At 73.1% G+C, this 15,181-nt stretch carries 13 protein-coding genes; 7 read left to right on the top strand and 6 right to left on the bottom strand.

Features of this window, described 5'->3' with window-relative positions; genetic code table 11:
- Nucleotides 1–114 precede the first annotated feature (114 nt).
- The 3 genes from ACOJTC_RS16805 to mca form a co-directional block, all read right to left on the bottom strand.
- Entirely contained in the window at nucleotides 115–2,589 is a 2,475-nt protein-coding gene (locus ACOJTC_RS16805) for a putative bifunctional diguanylate cyclase/phosphodiesterase (protein ID WP_420117591.1), read from the bottom strand.
- A gap of 242 nt (nucleotides 2,590–2,831) precedes the next feature.
- Nucleotides 2,832–3,107 carry a hypothetical protein gene (locus ACOJTC_RS16800; RefSeq protein WP_204928275.1) on the bottom strand — a complete coding sequence of 92 codons (276 nt, stop codon included), beginning with the start codon at nucleotides 3,105–3,107 and terminating at the stop codon, nucleotides 2,832–2,834.
- 50 nt (nucleotides 3,108–3,157) lie between these two features.
- Nucleotides 3,158–4,039, bottom strand: coding sequence for a mycothiol conjugate amidase Mca (gene mca / locus ACOJTC_RS16795; RefSeq protein WP_420117590.1), 882 nt, complete (start codon nucleotides 4,037–4,039; stop codon nucleotides 3,158–3,160).
- Between the two features lie 179 nt (nucleotides 4,040–4,218).
- On the opposite strand from mca, the gene ACOJTC_RS16790 reads away from it, so the two are divergent.
- Together ACOJTC_RS16790 and greA are read left to right on the top strand one after the other, a co-directional pair.
- Entirely contained in the window at nucleotides 4,219–4,653 is a 435-nt protein-coding gene (locus ACOJTC_RS16790; RefSeq protein ID WP_420117589.1) for a DUF4307 domain-containing protein, read from the top strand.
- Between the two features lie 143 nt (nucleotides 4,654–4,796).
- A complete protein-coding gene (gene greA / locus ACOJTC_RS16785) occupies nucleotides 4,797–5,297 on the top strand; it encodes a transcription elongation factor GreA (RefSeq protein ID WP_204928278.1) in 501 nt (166 codons plus the stop codon).
- A 62-nt stretch (nucleotides 5,298–5,359) separates the two neighbouring features.
- Here greA and ilvA read toward each other — a convergent pair whose 3' ends face one another.
- Genes ilvA through ACOJTC_RS16770 form a run of 3 tightly spaced genes read right to left on the bottom strand, consistent with a single transcriptional unit; the run spans nucleotide 5,360 to nucleotide 9,170 of the window.
- Nucleotides 5,360–6,580: a threonine ammonia-lyase gene (gene ilvA, locus ACOJTC_RS16780; protein ID WP_420117588.1), complete on the bottom strand. Its 1,221-nt coding sequence runs from the start codon at nucleotides 6,578–6,580 to the stop codon at nucleotides 5,360–5,362.
- The gene (locus tag ACOJTC_RS16775; RefSeq protein ID WP_204928280.1) at nucleotides 6,577–8,013 is read right to left on the bottom strand and encodes an amidase; all 1,437 of its coding nucleotides are present in this window, start codon (nucleotides 8,011–8,013) and stop codon (nucleotides 6,577–6,579) included. Before ACOJTC_RS16775 ends, ilvA begins: the two co-directional genes overlap by 4 nt.
- Before the next feature lie 17 nt (nucleotides 8,014–8,030).
- Entirely contained in the window at nucleotides 8,031–9,170 is a 1,140-nt protein-coding gene (locus tag ACOJTC_RS16770; RefSeq protein WP_420117587.1) for a cystathionine gamma-synthase, read from the bottom strand.
- A 113-nt stretch (nucleotides 9,171–9,283) separates the two neighbouring features.
- On the opposite strand from ACOJTC_RS16770, the gene ACOJTC_RS16765 reads away from it, so the two are divergent.
- From ACOJTC_RS16765 to ACOJTC_RS16745, 5 genes are all read left to right on the top strand, one after another.
- Nucleotides 9,284–9,697, top strand: a complete 414-nt coding sequence (locus ACOJTC_RS16765) for an HIT family protein (protein ID WP_420117586.1) — start codon at nucleotides 9,284–9,286, stop codon at nucleotides 9,695–9,697.
- Nucleotides 9,698–9,806: 109 nt separating this feature from the next.
- Nucleotides 9,807–10,469: a peptide-methionine (S)-S-oxide reductase MsrA gene (msrA, locus tag ACOJTC_RS16760; RefSeq protein ID WP_420117585.1), complete on the top strand. Its 663-nt coding sequence runs from the start codon at nucleotides 9,807–9,809 to the stop codon at nucleotides 10,467–10,469.
- Nucleotides 10,470–10,666: 197 nt separating this feature from the next.
- Nucleotides 10,667–12,457, top strand: coding sequence for an N-acetylglutaminylglutamine amidotransferase (locus ACOJTC_RS16755; protein ID WP_420117584.1), 1,791 nt, complete (start codon nucleotides 10,667–10,669; stop codon nucleotides 12,455–12,457).
- A gap of 2 nt (nucleotides 12,458–12,459) precedes the next feature.
- Complete coding sequence (ngg, locus tag ACOJTC_RS16750; protein ID WP_420117583.1) at nucleotides 12,460–14,292, top strand: N-acetylglutaminylglutamine synthetase; 1,833 nt, start codon at nucleotides 12,460–12,462, stop codon at nucleotides 14,290–14,292.
- Nucleotides 14,289–15,181 (top strand): M20/M25/M40 family metallo-hydrolase (locus ACOJTC_RS16745; protein WP_420117582.1); only part of this gene is annotated, 893 nt, incomplete at its 3' end. The genes ngg and ACOJTC_RS16745, both read left to right, overlap by 4 nt.

The raw sequence follows: 15,181 nt of genomic DNA, 5'->3' as shown, positions 1-15,181 counted from the left end.
TTGTAGCGGTATCCCGGTGCCGGGATACCGCTACATCGGCACCCTTGAGTCGATCACGACCGACCGACCGTGCCGGCGGGCGGGGCCGCGCCGGGCCTGCGGGGTGCGGCGCGGTCAGGAGACGCCGTCGGCGCGCAGCGGGAAGACGTTCGACTCGGCGGAGTCGCGCAGCGAGCCGAGCACCGCGCCGATCTTGTCGGCGGGCATCGGCTTGAAGAAGTGGTAGCCCTGGGCGGCCGTGCAGCCCAACGCCACCAGCGCGGCCCGCTGCTCGGCCGTCTCCACCCCCTCGGCGACCACCCGCAACCCCAGCTCGTGGGCGAGCCCGACGGTGGCCCGGACGATCGCCGCCGCCTCCGGCGAGTCGGCCATCCGGATCACGAAGGAGCGGTCCACCTTCAGCTCGTCCACGGCGATCCGGGTCACGAACGACAGCGACGAGAAGCCGGTGCCGAAGTCGTCGACGGCCAGCTGGACGCCCATCCTGCGCAGGTTCGCCAGCACCTCGTCGATCACCTCCAGCTCGCTCATCACCACCGTCTCGGTGATCTCCAGAACCAGCTTGTGCGGCGGCACCTGGTGCCGGCGCAGCGCGTCGGCGATCTCCGCCGGCAGCCGGGGGTCGAGCAGGCTGCGCGCCGACAGGTTCACCGAGATCGGCACGTCCAACCCGTCGCGGGCCCACCCGGCGGCCACCGACAGCGCCTTGTCCAGCACGTACCGGGTGAAGGTGCCGAGCTGTTCGCTGTTCTCCACCGGGCGGATGAAGTCGGCCGGGCCGAGCCAGCCCCGCCGGGGATGCTGCCAGCGGATCAGCGCCTCCACCCCGGTCGGCGCGCCGGTGGCCAGGTCGACCGCCGGTTGCAGGGCCAGCACCAGCTGGTCGTCGGCCTGCAACGCCTCCCGCAGCTCGGCCAGCAGGGCCAACTGGTCGGTGCTGGCGGCGTCCCGGGTGCTGTCGTACGCGGCGACGCTGCCGCCGCCCTCCTTCGCCTGGTACATGGCGATGTCGGCCCGGCGCAGCAGCTCGGTCAGGTCGGCGCTGCCCGCCCCGGCCACCACCACCCCCACCGAGACCTCCACCGACATCCGCACCCCGGCCACCTCGGTCGGCGCGGCCAGCCGCTCGGCGATCTCCCGGGCCTGCCGCAGCGCGTACGCCATCGGGGCGGCCCGGTCGCCGATCACCGGGACCGACGTCAGCAGGAGCGCGAACTCGTCGCCGCCGAGGCGGGCGAGCAGGTCACCGGGACGGGCCAGGGTGCCCAGCCGGTTGCCGGTGAGCCGCAGCAACTGGTCACCGGCGGCGTGCCCGAGGGTGTCGTTGACCTCTTTGAACTGGTCGATGTCGAGCAGCAGCAGGGCCACCGGGTGATCGTGGGCGAGCTGCCGCAACGCCTGGTCGCCCTTGCTCAGCATGGCCGTGCGGTTGGCCAGCCCGGTCAACGCGTCGTGCACCGCGTCGTACGACGAGCGGGCGCTGACCAGCCGCAGCTCCCGGTGGGTGGCCGCGTCGTGCAGGGCGGCGGCCAGGGCGTCGGAGTACGCCGCCAGCGCGTCCCGTTCCCGGTCGTCGGGCGGCCCGGAGACGGGGAACCGGACCCGGATCTGCCCGACCTGGACGTCCCCGACCACCAGCGGCCGGACGAGTTCGTGGGCGTCCGGGGTCGCCGCCGCGGGTGGCCCGACCTGCCGGTCGCGGACGCGGCCCGACGAGTCACCCCGGTAACGCCGCCACCGGCCGTCGCCCCGGGCCACGTCGACGTCGACCAGGTCCGCGCCGAACAGGGCCAGCGCCCCGGTCACCGCGGCGGTGGCCACCCCCCGCTCGTCGAGCTGGTTGAGGGCGGCGGTAGCCTCCGCGAACGCGCGCCAGGTGCGCTGCTCCTGGTCGGCGCGCAGCCGGTGCCGGTAGGTCTGCTGGAGCAGCCAGAGCAGCGGCGGGAGCAGCAGCAGCCACCGCGGGTCGATCTCCAGCAACGCCACCACGACCAGCCCGACCAGCACGTTGCCGACGAACATCAGCACCTTGCCCCGCAGCGCGACGAGCAGTGCCGGGCCGACCGCCACCCCGTGCCGCAGGGCCAGGGTGGCCCCGCCCAGCCCGGCGGTGGTGAGCAGGTAGGTGACCGCACCGGCGACGAGGGCGGGCACGAGCGTCGGGGTGGGACCGGCCAGGAACGGCTCACCCAGCGCGGTGGCGACGACCACGGCGAGCGCGGTGGCCGCGGTCAGCGCGGCGGCGATCCGGACCAGCTCCACCGGGGGACGACGGTCGGCGGCCAGCGACATCGCCGTCCAGGCCGCGCCGGTGCCGAGCAGCGCGGCGGCCGGCAGCCAGCCGGCCGGCGCCAGGTAGAGGCAGACGATCAGGGCGGCCTCGCCCCAGGTGATGCTCACCATGCCGGTGGCGGTGCGGAACCGCAGCCGGGCGAGCTGGGCCAGGGCGAACACGGCGGCGACGATGCCGAACCGGGCGACGGCCGGGAGCGGGTCGTCGGCCGGCAGGGCGGTGGGCAGGCGCAGGCCGACCAGCACCGCCACCAGGGCGGTCACCGTCACGGCGAGGGTGAGGACGCGCACCCGCAGCGGAGTCTCCGGCGGCGTCGACCCGTCGTCGGACGCGCCGGCCCTGCCGGAGGTCACCGCCCGGCTCCGTCCGCGGGGCCGTCGACGGCGCGACGGACGAACGCGGCTACGACGGTCATGGCACCCCCTCCCGCGCACGGCTCAGGGACTTACGTCCCCCGGCGGAAGGCTAAGCCAATCCGGGTGGCCGCAACAGGGGGCGACGACCCGGATCGGCGTGATTCACGCTTCGGTCACCCCTCTCAGGGCTGCTGGTGGCCGCTGGACGGGTTCGTACGTGATTCCTGCCCCGTCGTCCCGTCCGACGGGCCGGTTGCCGACGAATCGGTCCCGACCGGACCACCCTGGTGGGGGAACCGCTCGGGCAGCCGGCGCAGCCGGGCGTTCATGTTGCGGATGAGCAGGACGGTGGCGGTGCCGAGGAGCACGATGAGGAAGAGGCCCATCGGCCCGGCCAGGCCGCCCGTGCGGGTGTCCCCGAAGTTGTTCTCCGCGAGCACCTGGACAGCGTTCAGCATGGTGTCTTCTCCGATGTGCGGTGGAGTGTCAGCGTAGCCCCGCACCACGGTCACCCGGCATGGACGGCTTCGCGTACCCCGGCGAACAGGTCGGATTCCGGCAGCGGGGAGTCGACCGTCGAGCGGACGAGCTGGAAGTCCTCGGTCGGCCAGGCGCGCTGCTGCAGCTCCATCGGCACGTGGAACCAGAAGCCGTCCGGGTCGACCTGGGTGGCGTGGGCGCGCAACGCGTCGTCACGGACCGGGAAGTACTCGGCGCACTCGACCCGGGTGGTGATCCGGGGGCCCTTGTCCGGCCGCTCGTCCCACCGCTTGAGCCAGTCCTCGTACGGCGAGGTGAGGCCGGCGGCCAGCATGCCCTCGTGCAGAGCGGTGATCTTGCCCTTGGAGAAGCCGATGTCGTAGTAGAGCTTCAACGGCTGCCAGGGAGTGCCCAGCTCCGGGTAGCGGTCGGGGTCGCCGGCCGCGTCGAACGCCGCCACGCTGACCCGGTGGCACATGATGTGGTCGGGGTGCGGATAGCCGCCCTCCTCGTCGTAGGTGGTCACGACGTGCGGACGGAACTCCCGCATCAGCTTCACCAGCGGCCCGGCCGCCACCTCGACGTCCTGGAGGGCGAAACACCCCTCGGGCAGCGGCGGCAGCGGGTCGCCCTCGGGCAGGCCCGAGTCGACGAAGCCCAGCCAGGCCTGCTCGACGCCGAGGACGGCCCGCGCGGCGTCCATCTCGGCCCGCCGGATCTCGCCGATGTTGGCCCACACCTCGGGGCGGTCCAGCTTGGGGTTCAGCACACTGCCACGTTCACCGCCGGTACAGGTCACGACCAGCACGTCCACCCCCTCGGCGACGTACTTCGCCATGGTGGCGGCGCCCTTGCTGGACTCGTCGTCCGGGTGTGCGTGCACGGCCATGAGACGCAGCTTCTCTGCCAACGTGGGCGCTCCTCGTCTGTGCCCGTCGGCGGCCCGCTCCGGGTCGCTCGCCCGACCTGCCGTGGTGACCTGCCGGCGCGGTTGCCGACCTGCCGGGCCGGGCTCGGCCCCGGGCTGGGAAGATGGACCCTGTCATTCTTGCCGATGCCGCCGACAACAACGCCAGGAGATACCCGCCGGTGACCGAGACGCACGCCACAGTTCCCTCGGCCGCGCCGGTGTTCCCGCCCGGCCGGTACGGACGCCGACGGGAGCCCGAGCGCCGTCGCCCCCTGCTGCGCTGGGTGCTGGCGGCGGTCCTGATCACCGGGTTGGTGCTGGCCTCGACGCAGCTCTACCAGCGCTACGGCGACCCGGAGTACAAGCCCGAGGTGATCACCTACACCGACGTCGACGACACCGGCGTCCGGGTCGACTTCCGGGTGACCGTGCCCGCGGGCGGCGCGGCGGTGTGCCTGGTCCGGGCCCGCTCGCACGCCGGGGCCGAGGTGGGCCACGAGGAGGTCACGGTGACCGCGGCCCCCGGCCAGCGGCACGTCACCACCCGGCACCGGGTCACCACCACCGAACGCCCGTTCATCGGCGAGGTCGTCCGCTGCCGTCCGGCCGGCTGAACGGCGACGGGACCGGGTCCCGCGTCCCGGCGGGCCGCCGGCACCGTCGCCCGACCGGGTGATCGACGACGCCCCGGAGTGCGGCCCACTGGTAGGTTGGTAAGTCACCTGTCAGCCAGCACGCACATCCGAGGAGTACGCCTGTGTCCACCAATGACCACAAGGCGCCCGCCACCTGGCTGTCCCAGGACGCGCACGACCGCCTCCAGGCCGAGCTCGACGAGCTGATCGCCAACCGGCCGGTCATCGCCGCCGAGATCAACGCCCGGCGGGAAGAGGGCGACCTGCGGGAGAACGGTGGCTACCACGCCGCCCGCGAGGAGCAGGGCAAGGCCGAGGGCCGCATCCTCTACCTCAAGGAACTACTGCGCACCGCCCAGGTCGGCGAGGCGCCGACGGCCGACGTGGTGTCGCCCGGCATGGTCGTGACGATCTACTTCGACGACGACGAGGGTGACACCGAGACGTTCCTGCTCGGGTCGCGGGAGATCGCCGCCACCACCGAGCTGACGGTCTACAGCCCCGAGTCGGCGCTCGGCAAGGCCATCCTGGGCGGCCGCCCCGGTCAGGCGTGCACCTACACCGCGCCCAGCGGGGCGGACATCAAGGTGACCATCGTCAGCTTCGAGCCGTTCTCCGGCTGAGCCGCACCGCCGCCGGGTCCACCGGGCCCGGCGGCGTCGTCCTCCGGTACACCGCCGCCGGCTCACGCCTCGGCCGTGAGGACCACCTGGTAACCGCTTGCCCGTAGGGCGCTGATCAGCGTGTCGGAGTGTTCGACGCCCCGGGTCTCCACCGACAGGGCCACCTCCACCTCGCCGAGCCGCAGGTGCGGGTTGGCCCGCTGGTGCTCCACGTCGACCACGTTCGCCCGGTGCTCGGCGATCTCGGTGAGCAGCGAGGCGAGCTGACCGGGCCGGTCCGAGCAGCGGACGGTGACCCGCAGGTAGCGGCCGGCGGCGGCGAGACCGTGCTCGATCACCCGCATCATCAGCAGCGGGTCGATGTTGCCGCCGGAGAGCACCGCCACCGTCGGGGTCCGTACCTGCACCGCCCCGGCGAGCAGCGCGGCCACCCCGACCGCCCCGGCCGGCTCGACCACCTGCTTGCCCCGTTCCAGCAGCATCAGCAATGCCCGGGAGATGTCCTCCTCGGCGACGGTGACCATCTCGTCGACGAGCTTGCGGACATGGTTGAAGGTGATCTCCCCGGGCCGGCCGACCGCGATGCCGTCCGCGATCGTGGCGAACGCCGGTAGCCGGACGGGTTCCCCGGCGGCCAGGGAGGGCGGGAAGGCGGCGGCGCTTTCCGCCTGGACGCCGATGATCCGCACGTCGGGCCGCAGCGCCTTCGCGGCCACCGCCATCCCGGAGATCAGGCCGCCACCGCCGACCCCCGTGATGATCGTCTCGACCTCGGGACACTGTTCGAGGATCTCCAGTGCGACGGTGCCCTGCCCGGCGATCACGTCCGGATGGTCGAACGGGTGGATGAACACCGCGCCGGTCCGCTCCGCGAAGGTCTGCGCGGCCACCAGCGACTCGTCGACGGTGTTGCCGATCAGCTCGATCCGCGCGCCGTACCCCTTGGTGGCGGCCACCTTCGGCAGCGGCGCGTTGACCGGCATGAAGACGGTGGCGTGGGTGCCGACCAGGCCGGCGGCGAGCGCCACCCCCTGGGCGTGGTTGCCGGCACTGGCCGCGACCACGCCCCGGTCCCGCTCCCGCGCCGACAACCGGGAGATCCGCACGTACGCGCCACGCACCTTGTACGAGCCGGCGCGTTGCAGGTTCTCGCACTTGAGCCACACCGGCCCGGCCAGTGCCGCGCTCAACGGCCGGGACGGCTCCAGCGGGGTGGTCCGGGTGACCCCGGCGAGCAGCTCCCGGGCGGCCCGTACGTCGGCGAGGTCGACCAGTTCCGTCATGCCCCGATCGTGCCACCAGCCCTCGGCCCGACCGCCGGGGAGGGCGTGTCGACCCGGGGGTAGCCGGGGGCGTGCCGGGCCCACGGGGCCTGCATCTCGAACTGCCCGGCCACCCCGAGCAGCAGCAGCTCCGAGCCGGGCGGGCCGACCAGTTGCGCGGCGACCGGCAGGCCGTCCGGGCGGCGGCCCACCGGCACCACGATCGACGGCAGGCCGGCGACGTTCCACGGGGCGGCGAACGGGGCGTACCGGATGTTGGTCCTCATGTTCGCCAGCCAGGAACGGCCGGACCAGGAGGTGGCCTCCGGCGGCGGCCCGGCCAGCGCCGGGGTGAGCAGCAGGTCGATCCCGTGGTCGGTGAAGAAGCCGACGGAGCGGTCCCGCCAGGCGGCCCGGTCGGCCTCCCGCACGTACCCCCGGCGTTGCGCCCACTCCCCCAGCGCGACGTGCCGGCGGCTGCGTCGTTGCAGGCCGCGCCGGTCGATCCCGGCGGCCCGGACGTCGGACGCGGCGGCGGCGAGCCAGGTGGCGATGCCCTGGAGGCCGAGCGCGGTCGGGTAGACCGGGTCGGCGGGCACGGTGTCGTGGCCGGCGGCGGCGAGCAGCCGGCCGGCGGCGGCCACCGCGTCCCGGTTGGGGGCGTCCGGCGCGACGCCGCGCACCGGGGAGCGCAGTGACACACCGACCCGCAGCCGGGGCGGCGGGACGAGTTTGTCGGGGCGACGCCCGGCGAGCACCTGGAAGCCGACGGCGGCGTCGGCGACGGTGGTGGTGAGCATGCCGTGCTCGGTCAGCCCGAACCAGTCCTCCGCGCCGAGCTGGCACGGGACCACGCCCCGGCCGGGCTTGAGCCCGACCAGGCCGCAGCAGGCGGCCGGGATGCGGATCGACCCGAGCCCGTCGTTGCCGTGCGCGATCGGCACCAGCCCCGCCGCGACCGCCGCGGCGGCCCCGCCGGAGGACCCGCCGGGGGTGTACCGCAGGTCCCACGGGTTACGGGTGACGGCGGTCGCGTCGTCGGTGATCGCCCAGAGTCCCAGCTCCGGCATCCGGGTCACCCCGAGGATCACCGCGCCCGCGCCGCGCAGCCGGCGCACCACCTCGTGGTCGGCCTCCGCCACCGCGGTACGCGCGGCGACCGACCCGTTCCAGGTGGGCAGGCCGGCGACCGGGGTGTTCTCCTTGACCGCCACCGGCACCCCGGCGAGCGGGAGGTTGGCCAGCTCCTCCTGCTCGTCGACCTTCTCCGCCTCGGTGATCGCCTCACCGCCCCGGACCACCCGGAACGCGGAGAGTGCGCCGTCGACCCGGCCGACGTGGTCCAGGTGGTCGGCGACGACCTGGGTGGCGGAGACGTCGCCCCGGCGTACCCCCCGGGCGATCTGCTTGGCGGTCGCCCCCACCCAGGTCGGCATGATGTCCTGCACGGCCACCTCTTCCCAGCCCGCGGTCAGCCCAGCGCCTGCTCCAGATCGGCGAGCAGGTCGTCGACCGTCTCGATGCCGACAGACAGTCGCACGAGATCGCCGGGAACTTCAAGCGGCGAGCCGGCAGCACTTGCGTGTGTCATCCGGCCCGGGTGCTCGATCAGCGACTCCACCCCACCGAGCGACTCGGCGAGGACGAACAGCCGGGCCCGGTTGCAGACCTGCACGGCGTGTTCCTCGCCGCCGGCGGCCCGGAAGGAGATCATCCCGCCGAAGCGGCGCATCTGCTTGGCGGCCACCTCGTGCCCCGGGTGGGACGGCAGGCCGGGGTAGATGACCTGGGCGACCTTCGTGTGCCCGTCGAGGAAGGCGGCGATCCGTTCGGCGTTGTCGCAGTGCCGGTCCATCCGTACCCCGAGGGTCTTGATGCCGCGCAGGGTGAGCCAGGCGTCGAACGGGCCGTTGATCGCGCCCATCGCGTTCTGGTGGTAGCGCAGCTCGTCGCCGAGGGTCGGATCGGCGACGATCAACGCGCCACCGACCACGTCGGAGTGCCCGCCGACGTACTTGGTGGTGGAGTGCACCACCACGTCCGCGCCGTGCGCGAGCGGCTGCTGCAGGTACGGCGAGGCGAACGTGTTGTCGACCGCCAGCAGCGCCCCGGCCTCGTGCGCGATCCCGGCCAGGGCGGCGATGTCGGCGATGCCGAGCAGCGGGTTCGTCGGCGTCTCCACCCAGACGATCTTCGTCTCGGGGCGGATCGCGGCCCGGACCGCGTCGACGTCGGAGACCTTCGCCGGGGTGTACGTCAGCCCCCACCGCTCGGCGACCCGGGCGAACAGCCGGTACGTGCCGCCGTACGCGTCGTCGGGGATCACCACGTGGTCGCCGGGCGAGCAGACGGCCCGCAGCAGGGTGTCCTCGGCAGCCAGGCCGCTGGCGAAGGCGAGCCCGACCCGACCTCCCTCCAGCGCGGCCAGGCACTCCTGGAGGGCGTCGCGGGTGGGGTTGCCGGAGCGGCTGTACTCGTAGCCCTGCCGGGGCGCGCCGACGGCGTCCTGGGCGTACGTGCTGGTCTGGTAGATCGGGGGGATCACCGCGCCGGTGCGGGCCTCCGGGTCCTGGCCGGCGTGGATGGCGAGCGTCTCGAAGCCGTGACTCATCCCGCAGACGTTAGTCCGCCGCACCCACCGGTCGACCGGAACCCGTGCCGGCTCACCCCGCACCTGCGCCCCGGTGCGTGGCGGGTGGGCGCGCGGGACCTTAGGCTGCGCGGGTGAGCGGGTGTGTGTTCTGTCAGATCGTGGCCGGTGAGGTGCCGGCGTTCCGGGTGGCCGACGAGCCGGACGGGGTGGCGTTCCTGGACACCCGGCCGGTGTTCAAGGGGCACGTCCTGGTGGTGCCCCGTACCCACCTGGTCACCCTGACCGACCTGCCGACGGCCGACCTGCCCGGCTACTTCGGCCTGGTGCAACGCCTGGCCGCGGCCGTGGAATCCGGTCTGGGGGCGGGTGGGACGTTCGTGGCGATGAACAACCGGGTGTCCCAGTCGGTGCCACACCTGCACACCCACGTGGTGCCGAGGACCAGGGGCGACGGCCTGCGCGGCTTCTTCTGGCCGCGTACCCGCTACGCCGACGACGCCGAGGCCGACTCCTACGCCGGGCGGATCGCCGCCGCCCTGGCCTGAGACCCGCCGATATTCGGCGGGGCCCGGGGGCGAGAGCCGGGACGCAGCGGGTAAGGAAGCCGGGCCCGCCGGTGTTGCATGCGGGGAGAGGTACGAGAGGAGTTCCACCGTGTTCCTTCGCCGCATGAAGGCCGAGATGATCAGCCCCGACCAGGCCCTGCCCGGCCGCCCGATCGCGATGCCGATCGGGGACCGGCACGAGGTGCTGCCGTCGTCGCTGAAGGGCCCGTTCCCGCAGGGCGCCCGGGTCGCCGTGTTCGGCATGGGGTGCTTCTGGGGTGCCGAGCGGCTGTTCTGGACCCTGCCGGGGGTGCTGACCACCTCGGTCGGCTACGCGGGCGGCTACACCGCCAACCCCACGTACGAGGAGGTGTGTTCGGGGATGACCGGGCACGCCGAGGTGGTCCAGGTGGTCTACGACCCCGCCGTGATCAGCTACGAGGACCTGCTCAAGGTGTTCTGGGAGAACCACGACCCGACCCAGGGCATGCGCCAGGGCAACGACGTCGGCAGCCAGTACCGCTCGACGATCTACACCACCAGCGACGAGCAGTTGGCCACCGCGCAGGCGTCCCGGGACGCGTTCGCGCCGATCGTGGCGCGGGCCGGCAAGGGTGAGATCACCACCGAGATCGCCCCGCTCGGCGACTACTTCTTCGCCGAGGACTACCACCAGCAGTACCTGGCCCCGACGAAGAACCCGAACGGCTACTGCAACCACGGCCCGAACGGGCTGAGCTGCCCGGTCGGGGTGGCCCGTACCGCCGGCTGACCCTGGCGCGGTGACCGGGTCTGCGGTGTTCTTCACACCGTGGGCCCGGCGCATTTCCGGCATCCGTCACCGGGCGGGCAGCAATCGACACCATGACAGGCAACCACCGTCGGTGACGGCGCATCGTAGCAAGCTGTCACACGTTCGTCATCGTCTCAACAGGCGAACTGCAACAACCTCTGGCAGCATTGGCTGGCATGTGCGGACTTGCGGGAGAGTTCCGCCGTGACGGTTCCCGGGCCGATGTGTCGGCGGTGGAACGCATGGCGGCCACGATGAGTGACCGGGGGCCCGACGACAGCGGAGTGTGGTCACAGGGGGCCACCGCCCTCGGGCACCGCCGCTTGAAGATCATCGACCTCTCCGCCGCCAGCGGGCAACCGATCGTCGACCCGGCCGCCGGGCTCACCGGAGTGTTCAACGGTTGCATCTACAACTACCGCGAGCTGCGCCAGGAGTTGCAGGGCAAGGGACACCGCTTCTTCTCCTCCGGCGACAGCGAGGTGGTGGTCAAGGCGTACGCCGAGTGGGGGCTCGACTTCGTCGACCACCTGATCGGCATGTTCGCCGTCGCGATCACCGAGCGGGACACCGGCCGCCTGGTGCTGGCCCGGGACCGGCTCGGCATCAAGCCGCTCTACCTGGCCGAGACGCCGGGCGTGGTGCGGTTCGCCAGCACCCTGCCCGCCCTGCTGGCCGGTGGCGGGATCGACACCACCATCGACCCGGTGGCGCTGTCGCACTATCTCAGCTTCCACAGCATCGTGCCGCCGCCGCGCACCATCCTGCGCGGTGTCACCAAGCTCCCCCCGGCCACCGTCCGGGTCTACGAGCCGGACGGCCGTACCCACGAGCGGGTCTACTGGGACCCGTCCTTCACCCGGGACGCGTCGCGCGCCGACTGGTCGGCCCGCGACTGGGAGGACGCCCTGCTGGAGTCGCTGACCACCGCCGTACGCCGCCGGATGGTCGCCGACGTGCCGGTGGGGGTGCTGCTCTCCGGCGGCCTGGACTCCAGCCTGGTGGTGGCGCTGCTGGCCGGCGAGGGGCAGACCCGCTCCGGGCTGTCCACCTTCTCCATCGGTTTCGACGCCGTCGGCGGCCGGGAGGGCGACGAGTTCGTCTACTCCGACCTGGTGGCGCAGACCTTCGGCACCGACCACCACCAGCTCAAGGTGGCCGCCGGTGACCTGGTGCCGCCGCTGGAGGCGGCGGTGGCCGCGATGAGCGAGCCGATGGTCAGCCACGACTGCGTCGCGTTCTACCTGCTCAGCCAGGAGGTGTCCCGGCACGTCAAGGTGGTCCAGTCCGGCCAGGGCGCGGACGAGATCCTCGGCGGCTACCACTGGTACCCGCCGCTTGCCGGCATCGACCGGGAGCAGGCCCTCGACTCGTACGCGAAGGCGTTCTTCGACCGGGACGCGGCCGGGCTGGCCCGGGTGCTCAACCCGGCGTGGCTGGCCGACGGCGACCCGGCGCGCGAGTTCGTCGCCGCCCACCTGGGCCGGGCCGGGGCGCAGACCGCCGTCGACGCCGGCCTGCGGATCGACACCCAGATCATGCTCACCGACGACCCGGTGAAGCGGGTCGACAACATGACCATGGCACACGGCCTGGAGGCCCGGGTGCCGTTCCTCGACCACGAGTTCGTGGAGCTGGCGGCGAGCTGCCCGCCCGAGCTGAAGCTGGCCCAGGGCGGCAAGGGCGTGCTCAAGGAGATCGGCCGCCGGGTCCTGCCGCACGAGGTGATCGACCGCCCCAAGGGCTACTTCCCGGTGCCCGGCCTGACCCACCTGGAGGGCAAGCTCCTCGACCGGGTCCGCGACGCGCTCACCGCGCCGCAGGCCCGCCGCCGCGACCTGTTCCGTGCCGACTACGTCAATGCGCTGCTCGCCGACCCGAACGCCGAACTGACCCCGTTGAACGGAAACAAACTGTGGCAACTGGGACTCCTGGAAATGTGGCTCCAGAGCCACGGAATCGACTGACCGTGAACGAGACCCTCGCGACCGGCACGGCCCGAACCGACCGGGAGCGGGTGCTCGGCCGCCGCCGGGAACGCATCGGCCCCGGTGGCGACCCGGTCGCCCCGGGGGTCGCCCCGGAGCAGCCGCGCCGGGAACCGGCCGGGCCGTCCGACGTGGTCCTCGACTGCGGCTGGGGGCGGCTGGTCTTCGGCCAGACCTTCGACGAACAGGTCGCCGTGGCCCACGTGCTGCGGTCCGAGGCGGCCGGCGCCCGGGACATCTGCATCTACCTGCGCGACCCGCACGTGCTGGTGTCCCGGCTGCCCGACGAGCTGTTCATCGACCCGTCGCTTACCTACCGGCTGCCGCTGGGCGAGCGCCGCCCGGAGGCCACCGGGCGGATGGAGATCCCGGGGTTGGTCGTCCGGCCGCTGCGCGACGCCGACGACGCCGACGCGGTGAACCGGATCTACGCCCGCAACGGCATGGTCACCGCGCCGGTGGAGGTGCTTGTCGACAACGCCGGCACCGACCGGTTCCTGCACCTGGTGGCCGAGGCGAGCACCGGGGAGATCGTCGGCACCATCACCGGCGTCGACCACGTGGCGGTCTTCGGCGACCGGGAGAACGGCGCGAGCCTGTGGTGCCTGACGGTGGACTTCAACACCGCCCCGCCCGGCACCGGCCAGGCCCTGCTCACCGAGCTGGCCGACCGGCTCGACGAGCGGGGTCGCGCGTTCGTCGACCTGTCGGTGCTGGCCGAGAACTCCGGCGCGATCCGGCTCTACGAGCGGCTGGGCTTCCACCGCACCGGGACGCTCTGCGTCAAGCGGAAGAACCCGATCAACGAACGGCTGTTCCTGCCCTCCGCCCCGGCGGGTTACGACGAGCTGAACCCGTACGCGAAGATCGTCGCCGACGAGGCGATGCGACGCGGCATCCGGGTGGAGGTCACCGACGCGCACTGGGGTGAGCTGCGGCTGACCAACGGCGGCCGGACGATCGTCACCCGCGAGTCGCTGTCCGAGCTGACCTCGGCGGTGGCGATGAGCCGCTGCGACGACAAGCGGGTCACCCGGCGCATCCTCACCGAGGCGGGCCTGTCGGTGCCGCGCGGCCGGACCGCCACCGGCGACCCCGACGACCTGGCCTTCCTCACCGACGTCGGCCCGGTGGTGGTAAAGCCGGCCCGGGGCGAGCAGGGCAACGGCATCACCGTCGGGGTACGCACCGCCGAGGCGCTGGCCGCGGCCGTCGAGCTGGCCCGCCGGTTCTGCCCCGACGTGCTGATCGAGGAGCTGCGCGCCGGCGAGGACCTGCGGGTGATCGTGATCGACCACGAGGTGGTGGCCGCCGCCGTACGCCGACCGGCGCAGATCACCGGCGACGGCGTGCACGACGTCACCGAGCTGATCGAGCGGCAGAGCCGGCGACGGGCCGCCGCCACCGGCGGCGAGTCCCGCATCCCGATCGACGAGATGACCCGCGAGGTGGTGGCCGAGGCCGGGCACCGGATGCACGACGTGCTGCCCGAGGGGCAGGTGTTGGCGGTGCGCCGGACGGCGAACCTCCACACCGGTGGCACAATCCACGACGTGACGGCCGAACTGCACCCGGCGATCGCCACTGCCTGCGTGGCGGCGAGCCGGGCCCTGGACATTCCGGTGACCGGGCTGGACCTGCTGGTCCCCGCCCCCGACCAGCCCGAGCACGTGTTCATCGAGGCGAACGAGCGGCCGGGGCTGGCCAACCACGAGCCCCAGCCGACCGCCGAGCGCTTCGTGGACCTGCTATTCCCGGGCACCCGGGCCCCGCAGCGCCTCTGGAGCCCGGCCGGGCCCGGAGGGGTCGCGTGAGCCTCAAGCCCCTGGAGATCGACCTGGACTACCTGCGCCAGGTGCTGGTGGAACTGCTTGACATCCCGAGCCCGTCGGGGCGGACCGACCACGTGCAGCAGTACGTGGGGGAACGGCTGTCCGCGCTGGGCATCCCGTCCACGCTGACCCGGCGGGGGGCGCTCAGCGCCTGCCTGCCCGGCCCCCGGCAGACCGGCGCCGACCGGGCGATCGTGGTGCACACCGACACCATCGGCGGGATGGTCAAGCGGCTCAAGGAGAACGGCCGGCTGGAGCTGAAGACCATCGGCACCCACTCGGCCCGGTTCGCCGAGGGCGCGCACGTGCGGATCTTCACCGACGACCTCGACCGGGTGGTCACCGGGCAGGTGCTGCCGTTGAAGGCCAGCGGGCACCGCTACAACGACGACGTCGACCTTCAGGGCGTCGGTTGGCAGCACGTCGAGGTCCGGGTCGACGAGCCGGTCGAGGACATCGCCGGCCTGCGGGCGCTGGGCATCGACGCGGGCGACTTCGTGGCGTTCCTGCCCAACCCGATGGTCACCCCGTCCGGGTACGTGAAGTCCCGGCACCTGGACGACAAGGCCGGGGTGGCGGCGGTGCTGACCGCGTTCAAGGCGGTGGTGGACGCCGGCATCACCCCCACCGTCACCGCCCATCTGCTGGTCACCGTCACCGAGGAGATCGGCCACGGGGCCAGCCACGGCCTGGACCCGGACGTCGCCGAGATCGTCTCGGTGGACGCGGCGGTGGTCGCGCCGGGCCAGCAGTCCCGGGAGAACGCGGCGACCCTGGCGATGGGCGACGGGGTCGGCCCGTTCGACTACCACCTGACCCGCAACCTGGCCACCATCGCCCGGGAACACGGGGTGGACCTGGTCCGCGACGT

It is taken from the genome of Micromonospora sp., from assembly GCF_048594385.1.
GTDB lineage: Bacteria > Actinomycetota > Actinomycetes > Mycobacteriales > Micromonosporaceae > Micromonospora > Micromonospora wenchangensis.
The sequence above is the reverse complement of the archived record's forward strand: the minus strand, read 5'-3'. Positions and strand labels throughout refer to the sequence as shown.